Here is a 21,996-nt window from a genome sequence, read left to right on the forward strand (position 1 = left end):
GGGGGCAGGATGGGGGCCTGGGGAGCGGAGGGTGGGGCGTGGGGCTGTCGCAACAGGTCGGCCGGCTCATCGGCGTACGTGAGCATGTGGTGGACCCGGGCGGCGGTGGCGCGGCCCGGGTGCCGCGACCGGTGTCGGCGCTCGTGGTGGGTGGTGGCATCGCCGGCATGTCGGCGGCGGTGGTGCTGGCCGAGCGCGGGGTGGCGGTGACCGTGCTGGAGGCCGCGCCGCACCTCGGCGGCCGGCTCGGGGCCTGGCCGGAGGCGCTGCCGGACGGCGTGCAGCGCAACGAGCACGGGTTCCACGCGTTCTTCCGGCAGTACTGGAACTGGCGGTCGATCCTGCGCCGGGTCGATCCGACGTTGGGGTTCCTCAAGCCGGTGAAGGGCTATCCGATCCTGTCGGCGCGGTGGCCGACGGAGGAGTTCGGCAAGCTGCCTCCCGCCCCGCCGGCCAACCTGCTGGCGCTGCTGCTGCGCAGCCCGAGCGTGCGCCTGGCGGACCTGCGCGCGATGGACCGGGACGCGGCGCTCCCGCTGCTCACCTACGACCCGGTGCGCACCTACGCGGAGTTCGACGAGCGGACCGCGGACGAGTTGCTCGCCTCGCTGCGGCTGCCGGACCGGGCCCGGGCGATGCTGTTCGAGGTCTTCTCGCACTCGTTCTTCAACCACGAGGCGGAGATGTCGGCCGCCGAGATGATCGCCCAGTTCCACTTCTATCTGCTCGGCAACCCGGAAGGGCTGGCCTTCGACTGCCCGGACGAGGACTACGCGACGGCGATCTGGGAGCCGTTGACCCGGCACGTGGAGCAGCACGGCGGCCGGGTGCTGACCGGCTCGCCGGCCGCCCGGCTGGACCGTACCCCGGACGGCTGGCGGGTGACCGGCGCGGACGGTGACTCCTGGGTGGCCGGGCACGTGGTGCTCGCGGTCGACCCGCCGGCGCTCGCCGCGCTTGTCGCGGCCTCCCCCGGCCTGGGCGCGGCGGCACCCGAGCTGGTGGCGCGGATGCCCGCGTTCGGTCGGCCCGGCCCGCCGTACGCGGTGGCTCGCTACTGGATGGACGGAGACGTCCGCGCGGACCGGGCGGTGTTCAGCGGCGTGTCGCGTCAGCCGACACTGGACTCGGTGACGCTCTACCACCGGTTGGAGGCGGAGCCGCGCCGCTGGGCGGAGCGCACCGGCGGCTCGGTGGTGGAGTTGCACGCGTACGCCTGCGAGCCGGACGTGCCCGCCCACGAGCTGGCCGCGCGGATGCTGCGGGAGCTGACCGGGCTCTGGCCGGAGGTGGCCGACCTGCGGGTACGCGAACTGCGCGCCCGGGTCGAGGCGCAGGCGCCGGCGTTCACGCCTGGTAGCCACGCCGGCCGTCCGGGGGTACGCACCGACGCGGCGGGGCTGTATCTGGCCGGGGACGGGATCCGCACCGAGTTCCCGAGCGCGTTGATGGAGCGTTCGGCGGCCACCGGGATCATCGCGGCGAACCACATCCTGCGCGCCGAGGGGGCGGCGGCCGAACCGGTCCGTTCGGTCCGCCCGCGTGGCCTGCTGGCCGGCCGTTCCCGATGATTCGTCGGTAGGCGGCGACGTCGAACGGTGAGCACCGCCGCGCGTCGGGTCGGACGGCAGCCACCCTCCGACCGCGGATCGAAATACGTTGCAGGCGTCTCCGGCGTCGATCTACCGTGAGCGCGCAAGGTCAACCACCGTTCCGGGAGCCGTCCATGGCGCTGCGATACGCCACCACGATGCCGTCGTGGCTGTTCAGCTCCGGCTGCTCATGGTCCGGAAGGCTCGACTGACGCGCGTCACGCGCCCACGTCGTCGCCGCCCGGTCCCCATGGACCGGGCGGCTTTTTCGTACCACCGATCGGGAAGGGAGTGCCCGGTGGACGCCGTCCTCGTCATCAATGCCGACCTCGGCCCGCTGCACCGGGTCACCGTCAAGCACGCCATCCGGATGCTCTGCCGCCGGGTCGCCGAGATCCACGAGGCCGAGCCGGACCGGCTGATCGGCGTCTTCCCGCTGCCCCGGGTGGTCCGCCTCGTCCGGTACGTGGTGACCCGCTGGCGGTTCCGCGCCGGCCCGGCCTGGTCCCGCGCCGGGGTGCTGGCCCGGGACGGCCGCCGGTGCGCCTACTGCGACGGCCCGGCCACCACGATCGACCACGTCCTGCCCCGCTCGCGCGGTGGCCGGAACACCTGGGGGAACACCACCGCCGCCTGCTACCCGTGCAACCAGCGCAAGGGCGACCGGACCCCGGCCGAGGCGGGCATGCCGCTGCGGCGGGAGCCGGCGACCCCGAGTTGGGTCGGGCTGGCGCGGTGACGGACGGCCGGCGGGCACAGGGGGCGGTGCCGGGGGTACGCCTCCGGCGCGGCGCCCGCCGGCCCTCACCCTCCGCGCCTCGGCGCGGCGCCCGTCACCGGTCGAGGTGGCGGGCGATCCCGTCGAGCAGGAGGTCCAGCCCGCCGCCGAATTCGTCGTCCGGGCCGACCGCGCCGGCCGCGCGCGCGGTTTCGGCCAGCAGGGGGAACTCGTCGCGGGGCAGCGCCGCGATGACCGCCGTGGCGGGGCCGGCCAGTGCGCCGAGGTGCTCCATCTGGATCGCCCCGATCACATAGCCGAGCAGGGCCCGGAACGCGACCACCCGGCGGGTGCCGGCGAGGCCGGCCCGGGTCAGCACCGCGAGCACCGCCTCGCCCCAGCGCAGGATCCCGGGCGAGTGGTGCCGGTGGGCGGGGAGCAACGGCACGACGGCCGGGTGGGCCCCGACCGCGGAGCGCACCCGGTCGACCAGGTCCCGGATGCCGTCCGGCCACGGAACGTCGACCGGTGGGCGCATGTCGACCCGGTCGAGGATCCGCTCGACGACCAGCGCCTCCAGCTCGTCGCGGTCGGCGACGTAGCGGTAGAGACCCATCGTGCTGGTGCCGAGCTGCGCGCCGACCGCCCGCATGGTGAGGCCGGCGAGACCGTCCCGGTCGAGCACCGCGAGCGCCGCGTCGGCGAGTTGCACCGGGGTCAGCGAACGAGGACGGGGCATGGCCTTGACAGCGTACAAGATACGCCTACGGTTGTAGGAGTACGTCGTACGCCTACAATGGGAGCGCGCATGGACGTCGTCACCGCACGCCACCTGACCAGCGTCACCGGCGAGGAGATCGCCCTGCCGGACGCCGACCGCCTGGTCCATCTCCAGTTCCGCCGCTTCGCCGGCTGTCCGGTCTGCAACCTCCACCTGCGGTCGATCGTGCGCCGGCACGCCGAGATCGAGGCGGCCGGCGTACGCGAGGTGGTGCTCTTTCACTCCCCCGCCGACGAGTTGCGCGAGCACGTCGCCGACCTGCCGTTCGCCGTGGTGGCGGACCCCGACCGACGGCTCTACCGGGAGTTCGGGGTGGAGTCCGCGCGACGATCGCTGCTCGACCCACGCGCCTGGGCAGCGATCCTGCGCGCCGTGGCGAGCGGCACCTGGCACGTCCTGCGTGGCCGGGAGCGCCTGCCGTCCCGCACACCGCACGGCGGGCGACTCGGGCTGCCGGCCGACTTCCTGATCGCCCCCGACGGCCGGGTGCTCGCCGTGAAACACGGCGAGCACGCCTACGACCAGTGGTCGGTCGACGAGTTGCTGTCACACGTCAGCGAAAGCCGTGCCGCGCACTCCCCCCGAAGCTCGGATGCCACGATCTCGGCTCGACAAGGCGGGCCCGATGACGACGACGGACCGGCAGGCATTTGACGTCCATGCCGTTCCACCCACCGCTACGCCCGGCCGGGCGGGCGTCCGGGGGCGGGCGACGATCAACCCGGCGGGGTCCAGCGGAAGCGCGGGGGGCGGCGCTCGTTTGCCGCCGCCACCCCCTCGCGGGCCTCGCCGCTGGCCCGCACCTGGGCGTGCCACCAGGCGATCCGGTCGGCGTCGGCGCGGCCGTCGACGATCTCCTTCGCGGCGGTCACGGTAAGCCGCGACCGCCCGGCGATGGTGGCGGTCAACGCCGCCACCCGGCCGGCGAGCGCGCCGGCCGGCAGCACCTCGTCGACCAGGCCGATCCGCAGCGCCCGCTCGGCGTCGACCAGGTCGCCGGTGAAGAGCAGGTGCTTGGCCGCGGCCGGCCCGACCAGGCCGGCCAGCCGGCGGGTGGTCGGCGCGGGATAGACCAGGCCGAGCCGGGCCGGGGGTACGCCGAAGCGGGCGTCCGCCGCGGCGAGGCGCAGGTCGCAGGCGACGGCGAGCTGGCAGCCGCCGCCGACGCAGGCGCCCTCGATCGCGGCCACGGTGGGGCGGCCGAACGCGGCGAGCCGTTCCTCGGCGGCCACCGCGATGCTGCCGTCACCGGCGTCCAGCAGCTCGTCCAGGTCACCGAGGTCGGCACCGGCGCAGAACGTGCCGTCCGCGCCGGTGAGCACGAGCGCCCGTACCGTCGGGTCGGCCTCCAGGCCGTCGAGCAGCACCGGGAGGTGCCGCCACATGGCCGGGGTCATGGCGTTGCGGCGGGCCGGGTTGCGGATCACCACGGTCGCCACCGGGCCGGTCACGGTGACGGTCAGCTCCGCGTCGGACATGACTCCGACCGTAACGGGCGGGGCCCGGCGACCACCCGCGTGGGGTGGCTGCCGGGCCCCGGGGTCGGGCGGTCAGGTCAGGAGACGTCGACCGCGGTGTCGTCGATGACGAACGAGGTTTGCAGCGAGACGTCCTCGGTGCCGGTGAACTTCAGCGTGACCGTCTGCCCGGCGTAGGAGGCCAGGGAGAAGGACTTCTGGCTGTAGCCGGTGGCCTTGTTCAGGTTCGAGTAGGTCGCCAGCGTCGCCAGCACGGAGCCGGAGGAGCTGAGCACCTGCACGGTCAGCTTGTCGTACTGCACGCTCGTCGTGCTCTCCGCCGAGTCGACGTGCAGCCAGAAGCTGAAGTTGTAGGTCGAGCAGCCCGACGGCAGGCTCACCGACTGCGCGATGTTCTCGTTGCTGCGGTAGCCGTAGCCGTTCAGCCAGGAGAACCGGGTGCCGCTGTGCGCCGACTGACCGCTGTAGGAGCCGATCGTGCCGGTGGTGCCGGTCCACGGGCTGGTGCCGGTCTCGAAGCCCGGGTTGCCGAGCTTCTGGCCCGCGCCGGTGCAGCCGCCGCTGCCGCCGCTGACGGTGAGCGAGTACGTGGCGGTCTTCGTGCCCGACGTGGCGCTGCCGGTGACCGTCACCGAGTAGGTGCCGGACGGGGTGCCCGAGCTGGTGGCGATGGTGAGGGTGGACGAGCCGCCGGAGGTCACCGAGGCGGGGCTGAACGACGCGGTGGCGCCGCTCGGCAGGCCGGACGCGGAGAACGTCACGGTCTGCGCGGACCCGCTGGTGGTGGCCGTGGCGACGGTGGCGGAGACGGAACCGCCCGCGGTCACCGACCCGGCGGTCGGGGAGAGCGAGACGGAGAAGTCGTTGCCGGTGGAGCTGCACGGCGCGTCGCTGCCGGCGACGTTCACCGCGGTCCACGCCGCCTGCACGGTCTTGTACTCGGTGGAGCAGTTGCCGTACAGGTCGGTCGCCGCCCGCAGGGTGTACGCGCGGGCGGTGTTCGACGGGGTGGTGTTGTTCACGTACGTGGTGTTCGAGGTGAAGTACACGTCGAGCGCCCGGTACCAGATCTTCTCCGCCTTGGCGCGGCCGATCCCGGTGACCGCCGGCGCCGAACCGCAGACCGGCGACGTGCCGTACGCGGTCGAGCCGGTGCCCTCGGCCAGGTTGAAGTAGAAGTGGTTGCCGACGCCGGAGGAGTAGTGCACGTCCTTGTTCTTCGTGCTGGTGGACCAGCAGGAGTCGGACGAGCCGTCCAGCGACGGGTTGTACATGTAGCGCAGCGGCGTACCGTTGCCGTTGATGTTGATCTTCTCGCCGACCTGGTAGTCGCCCGGGTCGCTCGGCGCGGCGGCGTAGAACTCCATCATGTTGCCGAAGATGTCGCTCGTCGACTCGTTGAGGCCACCGGCCTCACCGGAGTAGTTCAGGCCGGACAGCGCCTCGGTGACGCCGTGGCTCATCTCGTGCCCGGCCACGTCGAGCGAGACCAGCGGGCGGGAGTTGCCCGACCCGTCGCCGTAGGTCATCTGGGCGCCGTCCCAGAACGCGTTGACGTAGTTGTTGCCGTAGTGCACCCGGCTCGGCACGCCCTGGCCGTTGCCGAAGATGCCGTTGCGCCCGTGGACGTTCTTGAAGTAGTCGAACGTCTTCGCGGCGCCGAAGTGGGCGTCCACGGCGGCGGACTGCCGGTTGGAGTTGGCGCCGTTGCCCCACACGTTGTCGGCGTCGGTGAACGTGGTGCAGCTCGAGGTGCCGTTGTTCATGTCGCAGGTGCGGCCGTTGCCGTGCGACGGGTCGATCATCTGGTAGGTGCTGCCGGAGAGCGTCGTGTCGATGCTCACCGAGCCGGTGTAGATGCCCTGGCCGCTGCCGAGCACCGACTCGATCTCGTCGTACGAGCCGATGACCTTGCCGGTGGTGGCGTCGGTGACGACGTGCAACTTCGACGGCGTCTGCTTGTCCGCCTTCCACCCGGTGGCGACGGTTTCCCAGGCCAGCCGGCCCTTGCCGCTCGTGGCGTCGACGAAGAGTTCGGGCGCGCCGACGGAGGTGAGGCTGCCGGTGAACGCCTTGCGTGCGCTGGCCTTGGCCGCCGCCGCGCCGACCTTTGCGGTGGTGCCCAGGGTGAGCGGGGCGGACAGGCCGACCGAGGTGCCAGCCATGGTGCCGTTCGGGGCGGTGTGGACGACGAAGTCACCGCCGTAGACCCGCAGGCCGTGGTAGGTGCGGGAGTATCGGGTGTGGGCCGCCCCGGAGGGGTCGACCTTGGTGCGGACGGCCTGGTACGCCTCCCCGCTGGCGCCCTGGACGGCACCGGGGTTGGCACGGAGCAGGCTGTCGGCCCGGGCCGCGGCGGCGGGCTCGGGGTTTGCGGCGCTAGGTGCTGCCGCGTGCGCCGTGGTGGTGACGCAGGCCAGCACGCTGCTGGTGAGCAGCGCTGCGCTGGCGGCGGCGACGGTTCTTTTCACGGGCCCTCCTGGAAGGAAGTTGTGACGGGGGTAGTCACTGATGTAGATATAGCTGAGACATCGAAGGACGTGAAAGAGATCGGCGGTTTCCCGTCCGAGACACTGACCGAACGGATGAGGGAGGCGCGGTGGGTGGGAACCAGGTGGCCCCGTCGCGCGTCCGATCGGTATGAGAGCAGCCCCCGCCATGGCGGCCGCCGTCGCCGTCATCCTCACCCCGCTCGCCGGCTGCGCCCGTGCCGACACACCGGCGCCCGTCGGCCCGGTCGCCACGCCCGCCCCCGCGTCCGGCGTCAACGTGACGCTCGTGAAATCCGGTGGCATCGTCGGGCTCACCGACACCATCACCGTGCGGCCCGACGGGAGCTGGACCAGGACCGACCGGTCCGGCACCGCCCGCGACGGCCAACTCACCGAGGCCGAACTCGACCGGCTGCGGCAGCTCACCGCCGACCCCCGGCTGACCGCCGAGGCCGCCGTCACCGTGCCGGCGACCATGTGCGCCGACGCTTTCAACTACCGGCTCACCATCGGCTCGACCACGAGTTCGTACGTGGACTGCCCGCCGCAGGCCACCCCGCCGGCCGCCACCGCCGAGGTGGTCGGCCTGCTCACCCGCGCGACCGGCTAGAAGACGAAGTCCGGCGGCATGCCGGTGCCGCGCAGCTCCGGCGGCAGGTGCGCGACGTCGTTGACCGCGATCAGGTTCGGTGGGCCGCCGGCACTGAAGCGGATCACGGTCAACCCCGCGTTGTGCAGGCCCAGGCCGAGCCAACGCCGCTCCGGCGCGTCCAGGGCGTGCCGCACCAACCAGGCGATCAGGAAGCTGTGCGTCACCACCAGCTCGCGTACGTCACCCTCGGCCGGCACGGCCGCGAAACGCGCCACGGCCTCCGCCGTCCGGCGCGGCCCGTCGGCCCGCTCGGCCGCGTCGTAGCCGGCCAACATCCGGGCGTACGCCGCCGGCAGGCCGGCCGGATCCGTGTCGTGGGGCAGGTGGTCACCCACGCTGTCGGAGCAGTGCACGGGTACGCCGGGAAGCGCGGCGACGACCAACTCGGCGGTCTCTGCGGCCCGCAGCAGCGGCCCGTGGTGCACCGCGTCGATCCGCGCCCCGCTCAGCCGCTCGCCGAGGAGGGCCGCCTGCCGCCGGCCCCGCGCGGAAAGGCCGGTGTTCCCCTCCACCTCCGCCCCGTCCTGCTCGCCGTGTCGGGCCAGGAACAGCAGCCGGCTGGGCATCTGTCACCTCACCATGCATCGGGAGGGCCGACCCTAGTCGCCCCTCCCGATGCCCGCTGCCCCGCGGTCAGCCGTTCGCCCACTGCTCCCGCGGGTGCATCTGGCCGATCCGGATCCGGTTGCCGAACGGGTCGCGGATGCCGAAGTCGATCCCGTACGGCCGGTCGGTCGGCTCGTCGGTCACGTCCACGCCCTTGGCGACCAGATCCGCGTACGCCTTGTGCGCGTCGTCGGTGGTGAGGAACAGGAAGCCGCCGGCGGCGCCCTTGGTGAGCACCTCCCGCACCTGCTCGGCGGTCTTCGGGTCCAGCGCCGGCGGGCCGGGCTTCTCCAGCAGGATCTCCCGCGCGGGGTCGCCCGGCACGTTCACCGTCAACCAGCGCATGAAGCCGAGATCCTGGTCGGTGTTCACCTCCATGCCCAGCTTGCCGACATAGAAGTCGAGCGCCTCGTCCTGGTCGAGCACGTAGATCTGGGAGCGGGAAATCGAAGTCATCGTCATGCCACGAACGCTAGAGCAAGCCCCTGACCTGCTGCTTATCCAAAACTGCTCGGTCTGGTCCAGGATTTCGCGAAGCAACTCGGCACGTTCGCCGCAGCGGACCGGTGCCGCCGGAAGTCGCTCGGCGACTCGCCGACGACCTGCCGGAACGTCCGGCTGAACGTGCCGAGGCTGGCGAAGCCCACGGCGAGGCAGATGTCTGTGACGTCCCGGTCGGTCTCCAGCAGCATCGACATGGCCCGCTCGACCCGACGGCGTTGCAGGTAGCGGTGCGGGGTCTCGCCGAACGTGGCCCGGAAGGTCCGGATGAAGTGCGCCTGCGACACGTGCGCGATCCGGGCCAGCGCCGGAATGTCAAGCGGGTGCGCGTACGCCCGGTCCATCGCGTCCCGGGCCCGCAACATGGCCCGGTTCGACTCCTCCACCCCCCGACTCATGTAAGGAGGGGGCCCTTGTTAACGCATTCGGTATAGGAAGGGCCCCCGTTTAACACCCCGTCACCTCGCGCGCCCACGTCACGCCTCCCAGTTCTGCCCGGTGCCGTCGTCGCCGAGGACTGTCCGAGCGGCCGATTCGCCGACACCCCGATGCGCAGGAGGGTAACCGCATCATCACCGTCGATTGATCGACAGTCACGGGAGGAGCCCGGATGGACTCGCTGCGGAAGACCTCGCTGGTGGCGGGCGGAAGCTACGTGCTCACCTTCGTCTCGATACCGACCCTCAGGCTGTACGCCCCGGCACGCGAAGCGGACTACCTCGTCGGCAGCGGGTCGGAGACCCCGGTCGCCCTCGGCGGCCTGCTCGAGACGATCGTCGCGCTCGCCTGCATCGGCACCGCCGTCGCGCTGTTCCCGGTGCTCAAACGGTACGGCGAGGCCCGGGCGCTGGGCTTCGTCGCCGCTCGGGTGCTGGAGGCCGCCGGCATCTTCGTCGGCGTCGCGAGCCTCCTCACGGTGGTGGCCCTGCGGCGGGCCGGAGCCGGCGCGGACGCGCTTGTCACCGGGCAGGCGCTGGTCGCGCTCTACGACTCGATGTTCCTGCTCAGCCAGAGCCTCATCCCGGCCGTGAACGCGTTGTTGCTGGGTTCCCTGCTGTACCAGTCGCGCCTGGTCCCGCGCATTCTTCCGCTGCTCGGACTCGCCGGGGCGCCCCTGCTCGTGGCCGCCGACCTCGGCGTCCTGTTCGACCTGTGGGACCGGCTGTCGCCGGTGACCGCGGTCGCGGCCCTGCCCATCGCGGTGTGGGAGTTCTCGCTCGGCGTCTATCTGCTCGTCAAGGGTCTCCGGCCCGCGCCGGTCACCGCAGGCGTCGCCGCCGACGACCGCGCCGCCCAGGACACGGCCGTCTGACCGTCGACGGCCATCGGCCGGGAACGCCTTGTGGAATTGGAGCCCCCGGCCGGGATCGAACCGGCGACATCTCGCTTACAAGGCGAGTGCTCTGGCCAGCTGAGCTACAGGGGCGCGTGTGACGGGCTCAGCATAGCGACTGGCCACCGGAAATCCCGCCCGGCAGTGCTCCCGACCACGGAAAACGTCACCTTCCCGACCGGGATCGGCCGATGGATCGTCGTCGAATCGCTTCGAAAACCGGGAGATTGATGCCTCGCCGTGCCTCGCTGACCGGAATGTCCGTCCCTGCTGTCCCACCCGCTGCTCCTCGCCTTGGCACAAACGCGAAAGCCGTTTACGGTGCAGTGACACGGACGACACTCCGGGCCGGCTCCGGCTGCCCGGGTGACGCGCCGTCGGGCCGGCACCCTGGGTGCCGGTCGCTCCTTCCACTCGGATCGTCCGGCACGTTCCTGCCGGTGAAAGGAAGCGCTCCATCATGGCTACGGTCACCTACGCGAAGGCGTCCCGGATCTATCCGGGCACCGAGCGCCCCGCCGTCAACCAGCTCGACCTCCAGATCGGTGACGGGGAATTCCTCGTCCTGGTCGGCCCGTCCGGCTGCGGAAAGTCCACCAGCCTGCGGATGCTCGCCGGTCTGGAGGACGTCGACGACGGCGCGATCTACATCGACGACCGGGACGTCACCCACCTCCCGCCGAAGGCCCGCGACATCGCGATGGTCTTCCAGAACTACGCCCTCTACCCGCACATGACGGTGTACGAGAACATGGCGTTCGCCCTGAAGCTGCGCAAGACCTCGAAGGCGGAGATCGACCGGCGGGTCAAGGAGGCGGCCAACCTCCTCCAGTTGGAGGAGTTCCTCAGCCGCAAGCCGAAGGCACTCTCCGGCGGTCAGCGCCAGCGTGTCGCCATGGGCCGCGCGATCGTCCGCGAGCCGCAGGTCTTCCTCATGGACGAGCCGCTGTCGAACCTCGACGCCAAGCTCCGGGTGCAGACCCGTACGCAGATCGCCTCGCTCCAGGCGAAGCTCGGCGTCACCACGGTCTACGTCACCCACGACCAGGTCGAGGCCATGACCATGGGCCACCGGGTGGCGGTCATGCTTGACGGTGTGCTCCAGCAGGTGGACACGCCGCGGGCGCTCTACGACACCCCGGCCAACGTCTTCGTCGCCGGTTTCATGGGCTCCCCGGCCATGAACATCAAGACGGTGCCGCTGACCGAGCAGGGCGGCGCGTTCGCCGAGATGACCATTCCGCTGACCCGCGAGCAGATCGCGGCGGCCCGCGCCGAGGGCGGCGACGGCAAGGTCACCGTCGGCTTCCGGCCGGAGGACTGCGACCTGGTCAGCCCGTCCGAGGGCGGCATGCCGGTCGTGGTCGAGCTGGTCGAGGACCTGGGCTCCGACGCCAACATCTACGGCCACGCCGCGCTCGAGGGCCACAACGAGCGGTTCGTGGTCCGCACCGACCGGCGCAGCATGCCGAACATGGGCGACACCGTGTTCGTCAAGCCGCGTGCCGGCCGCAACCACGTCTTCAACGCCGCCACCGGCAAGCGGATCTGACGTACGCGAAAAAAGGGGCGGTCCGTCACGGCGGACCGCCCCTTTTCGTCTGCGGTGTCAGGCTTCGGCGGCCCGGCGGCGGGCGACCTCGGCGAGCGTGACCGCGGCGGCGACGCTGGCGTTGAGCGACTCGACGTCGGAGACCATCGGGATGCTGACGGTCAGGTCGCAGGTCTCGCCGACCAGGCGGGACAGTCCGCGCCCCTCCGAGCCGACCACGACGACGAGCGGGCCGGCCGCGGCCTCCAGGTCGTAGAGGTCGGTCTGCCCGTCGGCGTCGAGGCCGACCACGACGAAGCCGGCCTCCTTGCACGCCTTGAGCGACCGGGTCAGGTTGGTAACCTGGGCGACCGGCACGCGCGCGGCCGCGCCGGCGCTGGTCCGCCAGGCGGTCGCGGTGATCCCGGCGGCACGTCGCTCGGGTACGAAGACACCCTGTGCGCCGAACGCGGCGGCCGACCGGATCACCGCGCCGAGGTTGCGCGGGTCGGTGACGCCGTCCAGCGCGACGAGCAGCGGGGCGGCCTGCTCCAGCGCGGCGGCGACCAGGTCGTCGAACGGCTCGTAGGCGAACGGCGGCACCTGGAGGCCGACGCCCTGGTGCAGCACCCCACCGGTCATCCGGTCCAGCTCGGCGCGGCCGACCTCGAGGATCGCGATGCCCCGGTCGGCGGCGGTGCGGACGATCTCCTTGACCCGGTCGTCGACGTCGATGCCCTGCGCGGTGTAGAGCGCGGTCGCCGGCACCTGGGTGCGCAGCGACTCCAGCACCGGGTTGCGCCCGACGAGCAGCTCGGGGCTGTCCTTCGCCGGGTTCGACTTGCGGCCCGGGGCGACCCGGGGCCCACCGGACCGACCGGCGGGCTTCCCGCCGCCGCTGCGGCCCTTGACGGTGGGTACGCCCCGACCGCCGCCCTTGCCCCAGGTGGTGTCCTTGCTGCCGGGTTGGCCGATCTTGGGCGCGCGCCCTTCCTCGGCGGCGGCACGGCGCTCCTTGTCCTGCTTCCAGGCGGTGCGCTGGGGCAGCTTCTCGGTGCCGGAGTATGCCTTGTGCCAGGGCCGTTCATCGGCCGGCAGGGTGCGACCCCGGCCGGCGAGGGCGTCCTTGTTCTTGCCACCGGTGCCCTTGGGGGCGCCTGCCTTCGGCGTCAGTCGCCGGCCACGGCGCTGTGAGTTGCCGGCCATCAGTCCTGCTCTCCAATAGTCCAACGCGGGCCCTGGGGGGTGTCCTCGACCGCCACGCCGGCCTGCTTGAGCTGGTCGCGGACGGCGTCGGCGGCGGCCCAGTCCTTGCGGTCGCGGGCCTGGGCGCGCTGTTCCAGGGCCAGCGCGACAAGCGAGTCCACCACACCGCGCAGGTCACCCGCGCGGTCGCCGCCGGTCCAGGCCGAATCCAGGGGGTCGACGCCGAGGATATCCAGCATCGCCCGGGTGGCGGCCAGCGTGGTGCGGACGGTCACATCGTCGCCGCCACTCAACGCCGTGTTGCCGTCCCGGACCACCTCGTGCAGCACGGCGAGCGCCGCCGAGGTGTTGAGGTCGTCGTCCATCGCCGCCACGAAACCCGCCGGCAGCCCACCGGGTCGACCCGCGCCGACCCGTTCGGCCGCCCGCTGCACGAAACCTTCGATCCGCCGGTACGCGACCGCGGCCTCCCGCAGCGCGTCCTCGGAGTAGTCGATGCGGGACCGGTAGTGCGCGGCGGCGTAGTAGTAGCGCAGCTCCACCGGGCGCACCCCGAGCGACGCCACGTAGTCGAGGTCGAGCGTGTTGCCGAGCGACTTGCCCATCTTGGTGCCGCCGATGCCGAGCAGACCGTGGTGCACCCAGTAGCGGGCGAACGGCAGGTCGGCGGCCTGCGACTGGGCGATCTCGTTCTCGTGGTGCGGGAACGTGAGGTCGAGCCCGCCGCCGTGGATGTCGAACTCGGCGCCCAGGTAGCGCCAGCACATCGCCGAGCACTCGATGTGCCAGCCGGGCCGGCCGCGACCCCACGGGGACGGCCAGGCGGCGTCGGCCGGTTCGCCCGGCTTGACGCCCTTCCAGAGCGCGAAGTCACGCGGGTCCCGCTTGCCCCGGTCGGGGGCGTCCCCGGCGGGCTGCATGTCCGCCGGGGACTGCCCGGACAGCGAGCCGTACGCCGGCCAGGAGGCCACGTCGAAGTAGACGTCGCCGGAGCCGTCGGTGGCCGGGTAGGCGTGCCCGGTGTCGATCAGGCGGGCGATCAGCTCGTGCATCTCCGGGATGTGCCCGGTGGCCCGCGGCTCGTACGTCGGCGGGAGCACGTTCAGCGCCCGGTAGGAGGCGGTGAGGATCTGCTCGTTCGCGTACGCGATGGACCAGAACGGCCGGTCCTGCTCCATGGCCTTGGCCAGGACCTTGTCGTCGATGTCGGTCACGTTGCGGATGAAGGTGACCTCGAAACCCGTGCTCAGCAGCCAGCGACGCAGCACGTCGTAGTTGACGCCGGAGCGAAGGTGGCCGATGTGCGGAGGCGCCTGGAGCGTGAGACCACACAGGTAGACCCCCACCTTGCCGGCTTCCCGCGGGACGAAGTCCCGCACCGATCGGGTGGCGGTGTCATACAGGCGTAGCGTCACCTCACAAGGGTAGCCGTCCGCACATTTCCCGGTTGGCCGGAGCCGGGTCGTACGCTGCGTGCTGTGGACGCGCAGGCACGCCCGGGAGAGACCGCACAGACCCTGGACCGGGGTCTGCGGCTGCTGCACCTCGTCGCGGACGCACCGGGCGGGCTGACCGTCACCGAGGCGGCGCACCGGCTGGGCATCGGGCGGGCGGCGGTCTACCGGCTGGTCGGCGCGCTGACCGGGCACGGCATGCTCCGGCGCGACGGCGCGGGCCGGCTCCGGCTGGGTGTCGGCGTGCTGCACCTGGCTCGACGCGCCCAGCCTCTGCTCGCCGAGGGGGCGTTGCCCGCGCTGCGCCGGCTCGCCGAGCGGACCGGAGCCACCGCGCACCTGACCGTGGTCGAGGGCGGCGAAGGGGTCGCGCTGGCCGTGGTCGAGCCGAGCTGGACCGCGTTCCACGTGGCGTACCGGACCGGCTCCCGGCACCCGCTGGAGCGGGGCGCGGCGGGTCGGGCGGTGCTGGCCGGCCGGGCCGGCGACCCCGGGCCGGTCAGCACCAGTGGGGAGCTCCAGTCCGGGGCGTACGGGGTGGCCGCGCCGGTGCTGGGGGTGCCCGGGCTGGAGGGCAGCGTCGGCGTGGTGTCGCTGACCCCGCTGGACGTGACCGAGGTCGGCGCCCAGGTCACGGCCGCCGCCGAGGCGGTCGCCGCCGCCCTCTCCTGACCTCGCCCGCGGAGGCGCGAGAGTCATTTGCTGCCCGCCGCCCAGCCACCACGGCCGCGAGGTCCCGCTCCCACACTCGGGCACTCGGGCACTTCAGCACTCCAGCACTCCAGCACTCCAGCACTCGGGCACTCGGGCACTTCAGCACTCCAGCACTCCAGCACTCCAGCGCTCGGGCACTCGGGCACTCGGGCACTCGGGCACTCGGGCACTCGGGCACTCGGGCACTTCAGCACTCGGGTACGCGGGCGCCAGCTCGGTGAAGTGGCGCTATCGGGGCCGGGTGGATACCGCCACCTCGGCGAGATGGAGTTGATCATCTCGATGCACCCCGTTCGGCAGGCTTTGCGTCAGGCCGCCCCGATCCATCCAAGCCAGTGCCCCACCGCACCCAACCAACCCGACCGACCCGACCGACCCGACCGACCCGACCGATCCGACGGGTCCGGCACCACATCGGCGAAGTGGCGGCATCCGCACGGTCGGATGGCCCCACCTCGGCGAAATGGAGTTGATCATCGCCGTCGCCCTGCTCCGGCCAGGCCGTGCCAACCGCGCAGCGCCGTGCCGAGCCGAGCCGAGCCGAGCCGTGGAGTGGAGTGCAGTGCAGTGCAGTGCCGAGCAGTGGAGTGCCGAACAGTGGAGTGCAGTGCAGTGCCGAGCAGTGCAGTGCAGTGCCGAGCAGAGCAGAGCAGTGCAGTGCAGTGCAGTGCCGAGCAGTGCAGTGCCGAGCAGTGCAGTGCAGTGCCGGGCAGTGCCCGCATTGCCATGCCGGGCAGCGCCGGGCAGCGAACCACCCGAGCACGCGAGGCGACGCCACGTTTGCTCGCTCACACGCCCGTGTCCTCCTCCGTAGGTCATCCGGCTCACGGGACGACCTGCGGACCGACCACCACCCGCCAGCTCGGCGAAGTGGCGCTGTCGAAAGCAGCCCGATCACGCCACCTCGGCGAAATGGAGTCGATCTTCCAATGACGACGCGGGCGGGGCGCGGAGCCCTAGCACATTCAGCGGCCGGTTGGTGGGTTGTCCACAGGGGCGGCGACCGAGGCGAGGCGCGGTTGTCCACAGGGGTGTCGGTGGGTGCCGGCCCGCCCGCACGCTTGTCGCATGCCACCTCATCCACATAGACCGCCGCAGTTGGCATGGCAGGTCTTCCGGGGCTCGGACGCGGTCCGGCGCGGGCTGCTGTCCCGCCACCATCTCCGGGGCGCGTCCTGGGTCCGGCTCCGGCAGGACGTCTACGGCGATGCCCGCCTGGACCGCGACCACGCCCTGGCCTGCCGGGCCGTCCTGCTCCGCATGCCGCCCGGCACCCTGATCGCCGGCCCGTCGGCGGCCTACCTGCACGGCGTCGAACATGCCGCCGATTTCACTGACGACGTGCACGTCCTCCTGCCGGCCATGGTCCGGGCCGATTCTCATCCGGGCGTCCGGGTGCACCACGCCCCGATGATCAGCACACGCAGCGGCCTGTTGGTCCCCGCCGGCGCCGCGCCGACCGGTCGCGGCCTGCCCCGTGACCGGCCACCGGACCCGACCATGCCACCGATCCAGGCCACGCCACCGGACCGAAACAGGCCCACGGACCGGATCAGGCGACAAAACCAGAGCGGACCACCAGACCGAACCAAGCCACCAAACCAGAGCGGACCACCAGACCGAACCAAGCCGCCAGACCCGAACGGTCCCCCGCCCCGCACCGCGCCCGCGGTCTGCGCCTGGGAGACGGCGGTCTGGGCCGACCCCGTGCGGGCGGTCGGCATCATCGACGGGCTGTTGCGGCTCGGCGCGGTCAGTCAGTCCGGGTTGGCCACCGAGGCGGCCCGGAACACGGGCCGGCCGGGTGGCCGCCGGGCGTCCTGGGTGTTCAGCCTGACCGACGGGTGCGCCCAGTCGCCACCCGAGTCTCATCTGCGGGTGCGCCTGATGTTCGCCGGCCTGCCGCAGCCGGTGGCGCAGCATCCGGTGCGCGTGTCGACAGGCGTCGTCCTGCATCCCGATCTGGCCTGGCCGGAGTTCCGGGTGGCCGTGGAGTACGACGGTAGGTGGCACCTCGATGCCGACCGGATGCACCGGGACCGCCGCCGACTCAACCAGCTCGTCGAGGCCGGTTGGCTGGTGCTGCACGTGACCGGCCGCCGCCTGCGTAGCGAGTTTCCGCCCCTGGTCCGTGAGATTCGCGCCGCCCTCGTGGCTCGGGGTTGGCGTCCGTGACGGGTGTGATGGACCGGGCCCGTCCGCTGTCGCCGGGAGCTGCGGGCGGCTGCACAAACTTCACGCCGGGCGGCCACCGGTGGAGGGCCATCGTGCGCGTTCGGCGGCACGGCACGGAGGAGCCCGGGCGACCAGCGCCGCCCGGGCTTCTCCGTACCCGATTGCTGTTACGGCCGCGCGTTGGGCTTCAGCGGGGTCTTCACCGCGGCGTAGGCGTCGACGATGCCGTAGCCGTAGAAGCCGTTGAAGTTCAGCGATCCCGCGCAGTACGCGTCGAACTCGGCGCTGCGGCCCTCGTTGGTGTAGGTCTGCAGCCGCGGCTCCGGGCAGGCGTGCTCGGCCGCCGTCCGGTAGAGGTGCTGTTCGACCTGGTCCGGCGCCATGCCGAAGCCGTCCCGGCCCTGCTTCTTGCCGAACCGGCTGACGATCAGCGCGGCCACGCCCGCGGCGTGCGGCGACGCCATCGAGGTGCCCTGGAGGTAGGTGTAGTAGCCACACTCGCCCTTGGCGGTGCACTGCTTGAACACCGACTCCTCGAAGCCGGCCACGATGTTGCCGTTCTCGTCGACCGACCCCTCCTCCTGCAGCACCTTCTTCGGGTACGTGGAGAGGATCATGTTGGCGTCGGTGAGGTAGCTGTCGGTGCCGAAGCCGTCCCGGAACCAGCCGCCCGGGGCCGCCACCGCGGTCTGCTCGGTGCCGTAGTTCGAGTAGTCGGACTTCTTACCGGACGGGCCGACCGCCGACACGCTGATCACGTGCGGGCCCTCGGTGGGCAGGTCCCAGCAGCTCGCGTTGTCGATCGGCCGCGGGTACGGGTCGGAGCCGTAGTCCGGGCTGCTCACGTCGGTGCGGGGGGCGCCCAGGTCCTCGTGGTTGTTGCCGAGCGCGCCGACGAGCGTGACGCCCTTGCGGTGGGCGAAGGTCAGCGCCCGCTTCATGGCCTCGATGATGGTCCGCTGCTCGGCCTGCGCCTCCGGCGAGTCGGCCGGGTTGGCGGCGCAGTTGTAGAGCCACGGGTCGACGTAGAAGGACATGTTGACCACGTCCAGCCCGGAACGGCCGGCGTGGACCAGCGCGTTGACCACCGGGTTGAGGAAGAAGTAGCCGCTGTCCTGACCACCCTTCAGCTCGACCAGGGAGACCTTCGGGGCCACGCCGGAGAGGCCGAAGCCGTTGGCGGCGGCGCCGATGGTGCCGGCCACGTGCGTGCCGTGCCCGCCGTCGTCGGTGCCGACCGGGTCGAGGCAGCTCGCCACCTCGCACGGTCCGTCGACGTCGGGCATGTCCGGCGCGAAGTTGCGCGACAGCGCCCAGTTGAAGTTGGGTGCCAGGTCGGGCTGGCTGGCGTCGAGGCCGGTGTCCAGGACGCCGACGGTCACCCGGCGGTCACCGGGCTCGATCTTGCGGGCCTTGTCGGCCCGGATCATGTCCAGACCCCAGAGCTTGTCGTCCAGCGGGTCCATCTTCTTGGCCTTGCCCTTGGCGGCCTTGCCCTTGCGCGCGCCGGGGGTCGTCAGGTGTTCCTGCTCGACCCGGTCCAGCTTCGGCTTACGGCCGATCGCCTTCTCCTCGGCGGCGCCGAGCAGCGCGCCGGCGGCGGTGGCCCGGCTCGCGAAGTCAGCCCGGTCGCTGGTGACCTGGAAGAGACCGACGTCGTCGGTGCGGGAGACGACCGTGCCGCCGGCCGCCTTGATCGCGGCAATCGCGGCGTCGGTGGACACACCGCTCTCCGCCAGCACGGTGAAGGTCCGGGTACTGGACGGCGCGGCGGTCGCCGGGACACCCAGGCCGGTCACCGTGAGTGCCAGCGAGGCCGCGACCGCGACCGCGCCGGCGGTGAAGCGCTTGCTCACCACATCAGATCCTCTCGTTGAGGGACGTGGCAGTCATCCCACAACATGGACGCGGGTTTCGCCAGATGCACGTCCGTAATAGTCCGCAATCAGGCATTCGCGCTCGTCAACGCAGTCACCACGTCGGGCAGGTCGACCGACGTGGACACCTCGGCGTCCGGTGCCCCGGTCCCCCTCAGGGAGAGCGTGCGACACGTCGGGCCGCTACCGCTCGCCAGCCAGCGCGGGCTCGGCCGTGACCGGTGCCGCCGTCCCGGGGCCGGCCCGCAGCTCGTCCACCCGCACCAGGGCGACGCCGCCGACGATGAGTACGCCGCCGACCAACTGGATCGCGCTCGGCAGCTCGTTCAGCACCAGCCAGGCGATCAGCACCGCGAACATCACCTCGGTCAGCCCCACGAAGGAGGCGAGGCGGGCACCGAGCAGCCGCGCCGCGGCGACCCCGGTCAGGTACGCGACCACGGCGGCGATCAGCGACAGCCCGGCGATCGGCACCAGCCAGCTCATCCGGTGCCCGGCGAAGCTGACGTCGGCGGTGCCGGCGGCCAGCGGGAGGATCCCGACCGCGCCGAGCAGCAGCAGCGCCACCGCGCCGACGGCCATGCCGCCGCTCGCCATCACCACCGAGGGCAGGTCGGCGTCGATGCGACCGGCGATGACGAAGTATCCGGCCAGCCCGATCCCGGCGCCGAGCCCCCAGAGCACGCCCACCGGGTCGAGGCGGCCGGCGCCGGTGAGGTCGAGGACCAGCACCAGCCCGGCCAGGGCGGTGAGCGATCCGGCCACGGTCAGCAGCCGGGGACGCTGCCCGTGGACCAGCCACATCCACCCGACCACGAGCACGATGCCGAGGTATTCCAGCAGGAGCGCCACACCGACCGGGAGGTAGCGGACCGCGTTGAAGAAGCACGCCTGGGCCATGGCCACGCCGAGCAGCCCGAACAGCACCACGGTCAACCCGGTGCGGCGTAGCACCGGCCACCGGCCGCGCAGCGCCAGCAGGGCGGGCACGGCCAGCACCAGCGCGGCGATGCCGACCCGGGCGATCACCACGGCCACCGCCGACCACTCGCCGGTGACCAGCGGGCGGGCGAACGTGCCCGAGGTGGCGAACGTGACCGCGGAGAGCAGGGCCAGGCCGAGCCCGGCACCGGACCGTTCACGCATCGGCAGCTCCTGGTCATGAGTGAAAAGCGCTACGCTGATGACGCTAGGGGTGGTCCACGACAGGAGTCAAGTTGCTTTTTGCTCATGACACCGAATGCGGGTTGGCCGCCGCCGCCGCGCTTGTGAACACCACCGGCCCGGGCCGGGAGGGCCTGCCCGACGTGGCCGCGCTCGACGAGTTCTTCACCGCGCACGGGTGGAGCGGCCGGCACGAGCACACCGACGCCGAGCTGCTCCAGGTCCGCGCGCTACGACCCCGGCTGCGCCGGATCTGGTACGCCGACACCGACGAGGTGGTGGAGATCGTCAACCTGCTGCTCCGCGAGTCCCGCGCCCTGCCGCAGCTCATCCGGCACGACGGCGAGCCGTACCATCTGCACGCCGTGCCCCGCGACGCGCCGCTGGCGACCCGGATGGCGGTCGAGGCCGCGATGGCCCTGGCCGACCTGGTTCGGGCGGGCGAGCTTAGCCGGCTGCGCCGGTGCGACCACCCCGACTGCGACAACGTGCTCGTCGACCTGTCGAAGAACCGGTCCCGCCGGTTCTGCGACGCCGGCTGCGGCAACCGGGCCGCGGTCAGCGCCTACCGGGCGCGCAAGGCGTCCCACTCCTGACGCGCCCCGGGCCAGTCCTCCCGGCGCAGCTCGTACTCCACCTCGCCGTGCTCCGTACCCGGAATCGGATCGTCGAACGTCAGGTGGAACGTGCGGACGTAGCGCAACCCCGCGCGGGCCAGCACCGCGCGGGACCGGTCGTTGACCGCCATCGTCTGCGCCCACACCCGGCGGAGGCCGACCGTGTCGAACCCGTGCCGCACCAGCGCCCGCGCGCCCTCGGTGGCCAGCCCGTGCCCCCACGCGGCGCGGCGCAGCCGGTAACCCAGCTCCCCCTCGCCGCCGTCGTCGGACGGGTCGAGCGCCAACCAGCCGAGGAACTCACCGGTGAACCGGTCGAGCGCGGCCCAGCGGCCGAGGCCGGGATAGCTGTCGTACTGCGCCAGCAGCCGGGGCAGCACCTCGTCGCGAATCGTCCCGGCCGGCGTCGGCACGCCGTTGGTCAGGAACCGCATGACCACCGGATCGGCGTCCAGCGCGACCAGCCGATCCACGTCGTCCACGGTGAACGGCCGGAGCGTCAGCCGCGCGGTCTCCAGCAACACCCCGTCGTCACCCACGGCCGGATCATCCCGCCACCCCCGGCCCCCGAGCGAGGCATTTACCGCCGCGGCACGCTGCGGTGGATCTTGGAAAATTTGGGCCCCTCTGGGGGCCATTCCATTCCAAGATCTGCGTCACCGCGCTAGCTCGGCAGTTCCTCCGCGACCCAGAGGCCACGACCCGGCAAGCCCACTACCAGGCCCCGGTCCTGAAGCCCGAGCAGGCCGTCGTGGTGGGGCCACTCGCTCCCCGGCCGGGCGGTCCCACCACGGCCGGGGGCGGCGATGTCACCACCGACTCAGCTCGAAAGGGACCGCGCATGCCCACATCCGACCGACCGCACCTGCCCCTGCGCCCGCTCTGGCTGTGCCGCTCCTGCGGCACGCCCTGACCGTGCGCCACCGCGCGCCTCACCCTGGTCGGCGAGTACGCCACCGACCCGGTCGGGCTCAGCGTCCATCTCTGCGGCGTGCTCTACGAGGCGACCGCCGACCTGCACCGGGTGCACCCGGACGACCGGCTCGACCCGGCCGTCCTGTTCCACCGCTTCCTCGGCTGGGCCCGCCGTCGGGCGATGCCCTGA

The 21,996-nt window shown here is 72.2% G+C and carries 20 protein-coding genes, 1 tRNA gene and 1 pseudogene; 10 read left to right on the forward strand and 12 right to left on the reverse strand.

Annotation, left to right across the window (positions count from 1 at the left end):
- Window positions 1–38: 38 nt before the first annotated feature.
- Together O7613_RS23150 and O7613_RS23155 are read left to right on the forward strand one after the other, a co-directional pair.
- Window positions 39–1,571, forward strand: coding sequence for an FAD-dependent oxidoreductase (locus O7613_RS23150; protein WP_282289970.1), 1,533 nt, complete (start codon window positions 39–41; stop codon window positions 1,569–1,571).
- Between the two features lie 319 nt (window positions 1,572–1,890).
- On the forward strand, window positions 1,891–2,331 hold the full coding sequence (locus tag O7613_RS23155; RefSeq protein ID WP_282289972.1) for an HNH endonuclease: 441 nt from the start codon (window positions 1,891–1,893) through the stop codon (window positions 2,329–2,331).
- A 94-nt stretch (window positions 2,332–2,425) separates the two neighbouring features.
- Here the strand turns inward: O7613_RS23155 and O7613_RS23160 are convergent, their stop codons facing one another.
- Window positions 2,426–3,049 (reverse strand): TetR/AcrR family transcriptional regulator C-terminal domain-containing protein, encoded by a 624-nt coding sequence (locus tag O7613_RS23160; protein WP_281586359.1) that lies wholly within the window; start codon window positions 3,047–3,049, stop codon window positions 2,426–2,428.
- A gap of 69 nt (window positions 3,050–3,118) precedes the next feature.
- Between O7613_RS23160 and O7613_RS23165 the strand changes: the two genes are divergently transcribed.
- A complete protein-coding gene (locus tag O7613_RS23165; RefSeq protein ID WP_282289976.1) occupies window positions 3,119–3,745 on the forward strand; it encodes a peroxiredoxin-like family protein in 627 nt (208 codons plus the stop codon).
- 62 nt (window positions 3,746–3,807) lie between these two features.
- On the opposite strand, the gene O7613_RS23170 is transcribed toward O7613_RS23165, so the two are convergent.
- Both O7613_RS23170 and O7613_RS23175 read right to left on the reverse strand, forming a co-directional pair.
- Window positions 3,808–4,569, reverse strand: coding sequence for an enoyl-CoA hydratase/isomerase family protein (locus tag O7613_RS23170; protein ID WP_281586357.1), 762 nt, complete (start codon window positions 4,567–4,569; stop codon window positions 3,808–3,810).
- 77 nt (window positions 4,570–4,646) lie between these two features.
- Window positions 4,647–7,040: a M4 family metallopeptidase gene (locus O7613_RS23175; RefSeq protein WP_281586356.1), complete on the reverse strand. Its 2,394-nt coding sequence runs from the start codon at window positions 7,038–7,040 to the stop codon at window positions 4,647–4,649.
- A 187-nt stretch (window positions 7,041–7,227) separates the two neighbouring features.
- Between O7613_RS23175 and O7613_RS23180 the strand changes: the two genes are divergently transcribed.
- Entirely contained in the window at window positions 7,228–7,671 is a 444-nt protein-coding gene (locus O7613_RS23180; RefSeq protein WP_282289977.1) for a hypothetical protein, read from the forward strand.
- Here O7613_RS23180 and O7613_RS23185 read toward each other — a convergent pair.
- The 3 genes from O7613_RS23185 to O7613_RS23195 form a co-directional block, all read right to left on the reverse strand.
- Window positions 7,668–8,279: a histidine phosphatase family protein gene (locus O7613_RS23185; protein WP_281586354.1), complete on the reverse strand. Its 612-nt coding sequence runs from the start codon at window positions 8,277–8,279 to the stop codon at window positions 7,668–7,670. The two genes, O7613_RS23180 and O7613_RS23185, sit on opposite strands and share 4 nt — an antisense overlap.
- 67 nt (window positions 8,280–8,346) lie before the next feature.
- The gene (locus O7613_RS23190) at window positions 8,347–8,781 is read right to left on the reverse strand and encodes a VOC family protein (RefSeq protein ID WP_282289979.1); all 435 of its coding nucleotides are present in this window, start codon (window positions 8,779–8,781) and stop codon (window positions 8,347–8,349) included.
- Between the two features lie 35 nt (window positions 8,782–8,816).
- Window positions 8,817–9,218: an AraC family transcriptional regulator gene (locus O7613_RS23195; protein WP_281586352.1), complete on the reverse strand. Its 402-nt coding sequence runs from the start codon at window positions 9,216–9,218 to the stop codon at window positions 8,817–8,819.
- Between the two features lie 212 nt (window positions 9,219–9,430).
- Between O7613_RS23195 and O7613_RS23200 the strand changes: the two genes are divergently transcribed.
- Entirely contained in the window at window positions 9,431–10,132 is a 702-nt protein-coding gene (locus tag O7613_RS23200; RefSeq protein WP_282289981.1) for a DUF4386 domain-containing protein, read from the forward strand.
- Window positions 10,133–10,169: 37 nt separating this feature from the next.
- Here the strand turns inward: O7613_RS23200 and O7613_RS23205 are convergent.
- A tRNA-Thr gene (locus tag O7613_RS23205) sits at window positions 10,170–10,246 on the reverse strand.
- 367 nt (window positions 10,247–10,613) lie between these two features.
- Here O7613_RS23205 and ugpC point away from each other — a divergent pair.
- Window positions 10,614–11,705: a sn-glycerol-3-phosphate ABC transporter ATP-binding protein UgpC gene (ugpC, locus tag O7613_RS23210; protein WP_282289982.1), complete on the forward strand. Its 1,092-nt coding sequence runs from the start codon at window positions 10,614–10,616 to the stop codon at window positions 11,703–11,705.
- 57 nt (window positions 11,706–11,762) lie between these two features.
- Here the strand turns inward: ugpC and rlmB are convergent, their stop codons facing one another.
- Together rlmB and cysS are read right to left on the reverse strand one after the other, a co-directional pair.
- Complete coding sequence (gene rlmB / locus O7613_RS23215; RefSeq protein WP_281586349.1) at window positions 11,763–12,890, reverse strand: 23S rRNA (guanosine(2251)-2'-O)-methyltransferase RlmB; 1,128 nt, start codon at window positions 12,888–12,890, stop codon at window positions 11,763–11,765.
- Window positions 12,890–14,305: a cysteine--tRNA ligase gene (cysS, locus tag O7613_RS23220; protein WP_282289983.1), complete on the reverse strand. Its 1,416-nt coding sequence runs from the start codon at window positions 14,303–14,305 to the stop codon at window positions 12,890–12,892. Before cysS ends, rlmB begins: the two co-directional genes overlap by 1 nt.
- A 63-nt stretch (window positions 14,306–14,368) precedes the next feature.
- Here cysS and O7613_RS23225 point away from each other — a divergent pair, with 63 nt between their 5' ends.
- A complete protein-coding gene (locus tag O7613_RS23225) occupies window positions 14,369–15,016 on the forward strand; it encodes a helix-turn-helix domain-containing protein (RefSeq protein ID WP_281586347.1) in 648 nt (215 codons plus the stop codon).
- A gap of 1,140 nt (window positions 15,017–16,156) precedes the next feature.
- A complete protein-coding gene (locus tag O7613_RS23230) occupies window positions 16,157–17,233 on the forward strand; it encodes a hypothetical protein (RefSeq protein WP_282289985.1) in 1,077 nt (358 codons plus the stop codon).
- 167 nt (window positions 17,234–17,400) lie between these two features.
- Here the strand turns inward: O7613_RS23230 and O7613_RS23235 are convergent, their stop codons facing one another.
- Window positions 17,401–19,089, reverse strand: a complete 1,689-nt coding sequence (locus O7613_RS23235) for a S8 family serine peptidase (RefSeq protein ID WP_282289986.1) — start codon at window positions 19,087–19,089, stop codon at window positions 17,401–17,403.
- 204 nt (window positions 19,090–19,293) lie between these two features.
- Window positions 19,294–20,256: an EamA family transporter gene (locus tag O7613_RS23240; RefSeq protein ID WP_282289987.1), complete on the reverse strand. Its 963-nt coding sequence runs from the start codon at window positions 20,254–20,256 to the stop codon at window positions 19,294–19,296.
- 71 nt (window positions 20,257–20,327) lie between these two features.
- On the opposite strand from O7613_RS23240, the gene O7613_RS23245 reads away from it, so the two are divergent.
- Window positions 20,328–20,870 carry a CGNR zinc finger domain-containing protein gene (locus O7613_RS23245; protein WP_282289988.1) on the forward strand — a complete coding sequence of 181 codons (543 nt, stop codon included), beginning with the start codon at window positions 20,328–20,330 and terminating at the stop codon, window positions 20,868–20,870.
- Here the strand turns inward: O7613_RS23245 and O7613_RS23250 are convergent.
- A complete protein-coding gene (locus tag O7613_RS23250) occupies window positions 20,840–21,430 on the reverse strand; it encodes a GNAT family N-acetyltransferase (RefSeq protein WP_282289989.1) in 591 nt (196 codons plus the stop codon). The two genes, O7613_RS23245 and O7613_RS23250, sit on opposite strands and share 31 nt — an antisense overlap.
- Before the next feature lie 302 nt (window positions 21,431–21,732).
- On the opposite strand from O7613_RS23250, the pseudogene O7613_RS23255 reads away from it, so the two are divergent.
- Window positions 21,733–21,996: pseudogene (locus O7613_RS23255) on the forward strand (hypothetical protein).

It is taken from the genome of Micromonospora sp. WMMD975 (assembly GCF_029581215.1).
Classification (GTDB): Bacteria; Actinomycetota; Actinomycetes; order Mycobacteriales; family Micromonosporaceae; genus Micromonospora.

Coding starts and splice junctions, on each gene's coding strand:
- O7613_RS23190 (WP_282289979.1), bottom strand. CDS start 8,781: ATGACGATGACTTCGATTTCCCGCTCCCAGATCTACGTGCTCGACCAG.
- rlmB (WP_281586349.1), bottom strand. CDS start 12,890: ATGGCCGGCAACTCACAGCGCCGTGGCCGGCGACTGACGCCGAAGGCA.
- ugpC (WP_282289982.1), top strand. CDS start 10,614: ATGGCTACGGTCACCTACGCGAAGGCGTCCCGGATCTATCCGGGCACC.
- O7613_RS23195 (WP_281586352.1), bottom strand. CDS start 9,218: ATGAGTCGGGGGGTGGAGGAGTCGAACCGGGCCATGTTGCGGGCCCGG.
- O7613_RS23165 (WP_282289976.1), top strand. CDS start 3,119: ATGGACGTCGTCACCGCACGCCACCTGACCAGCGTCACCGGCGAGGAG.
- O7613_RS23170 (WP_281586357.1), bottom strand. CDS start 4,569: ATGTCCGACGCGGAGCTGACCGTCACCGTGACCGGCCCGGTGGCGACC.
- O7613_RS23185 (WP_281586354.1), bottom strand. CDS start 8,279: ATGCCCAGCCGGCTGCTGTTCCTGGCCCGACACGGCGAGCAGGACGGG.
- O7613_RS23180 (WP_282289977.1), top strand. CDS start 7,228: ATGGCGGCCGCCGTCGCCGTCATCCTCACCCCGCTCGCCGGCTGCGCC.
- O7613_RS23160 (WP_281586359.1), bottom strand. CDS start 3,049: ATGCCCCGTCCTCGTTCGCTGACCCCGGTGCAACTCGCCGACGCGGCG.
- O7613_RS23200 (WP_282289981.1), top strand. CDS start 9,431: ATGGACTCGCTGCGGAAGACCTCGCTGGTGGCGGGCGGAAGCTACGTG.
- O7613_RS23240 (WP_282289987.1), bottom strand. CDS start 20,256: ATGCGTGAACGGTCCGGTGCCGGGCTCGGCCTGGCCCTGCTCTCCGCG.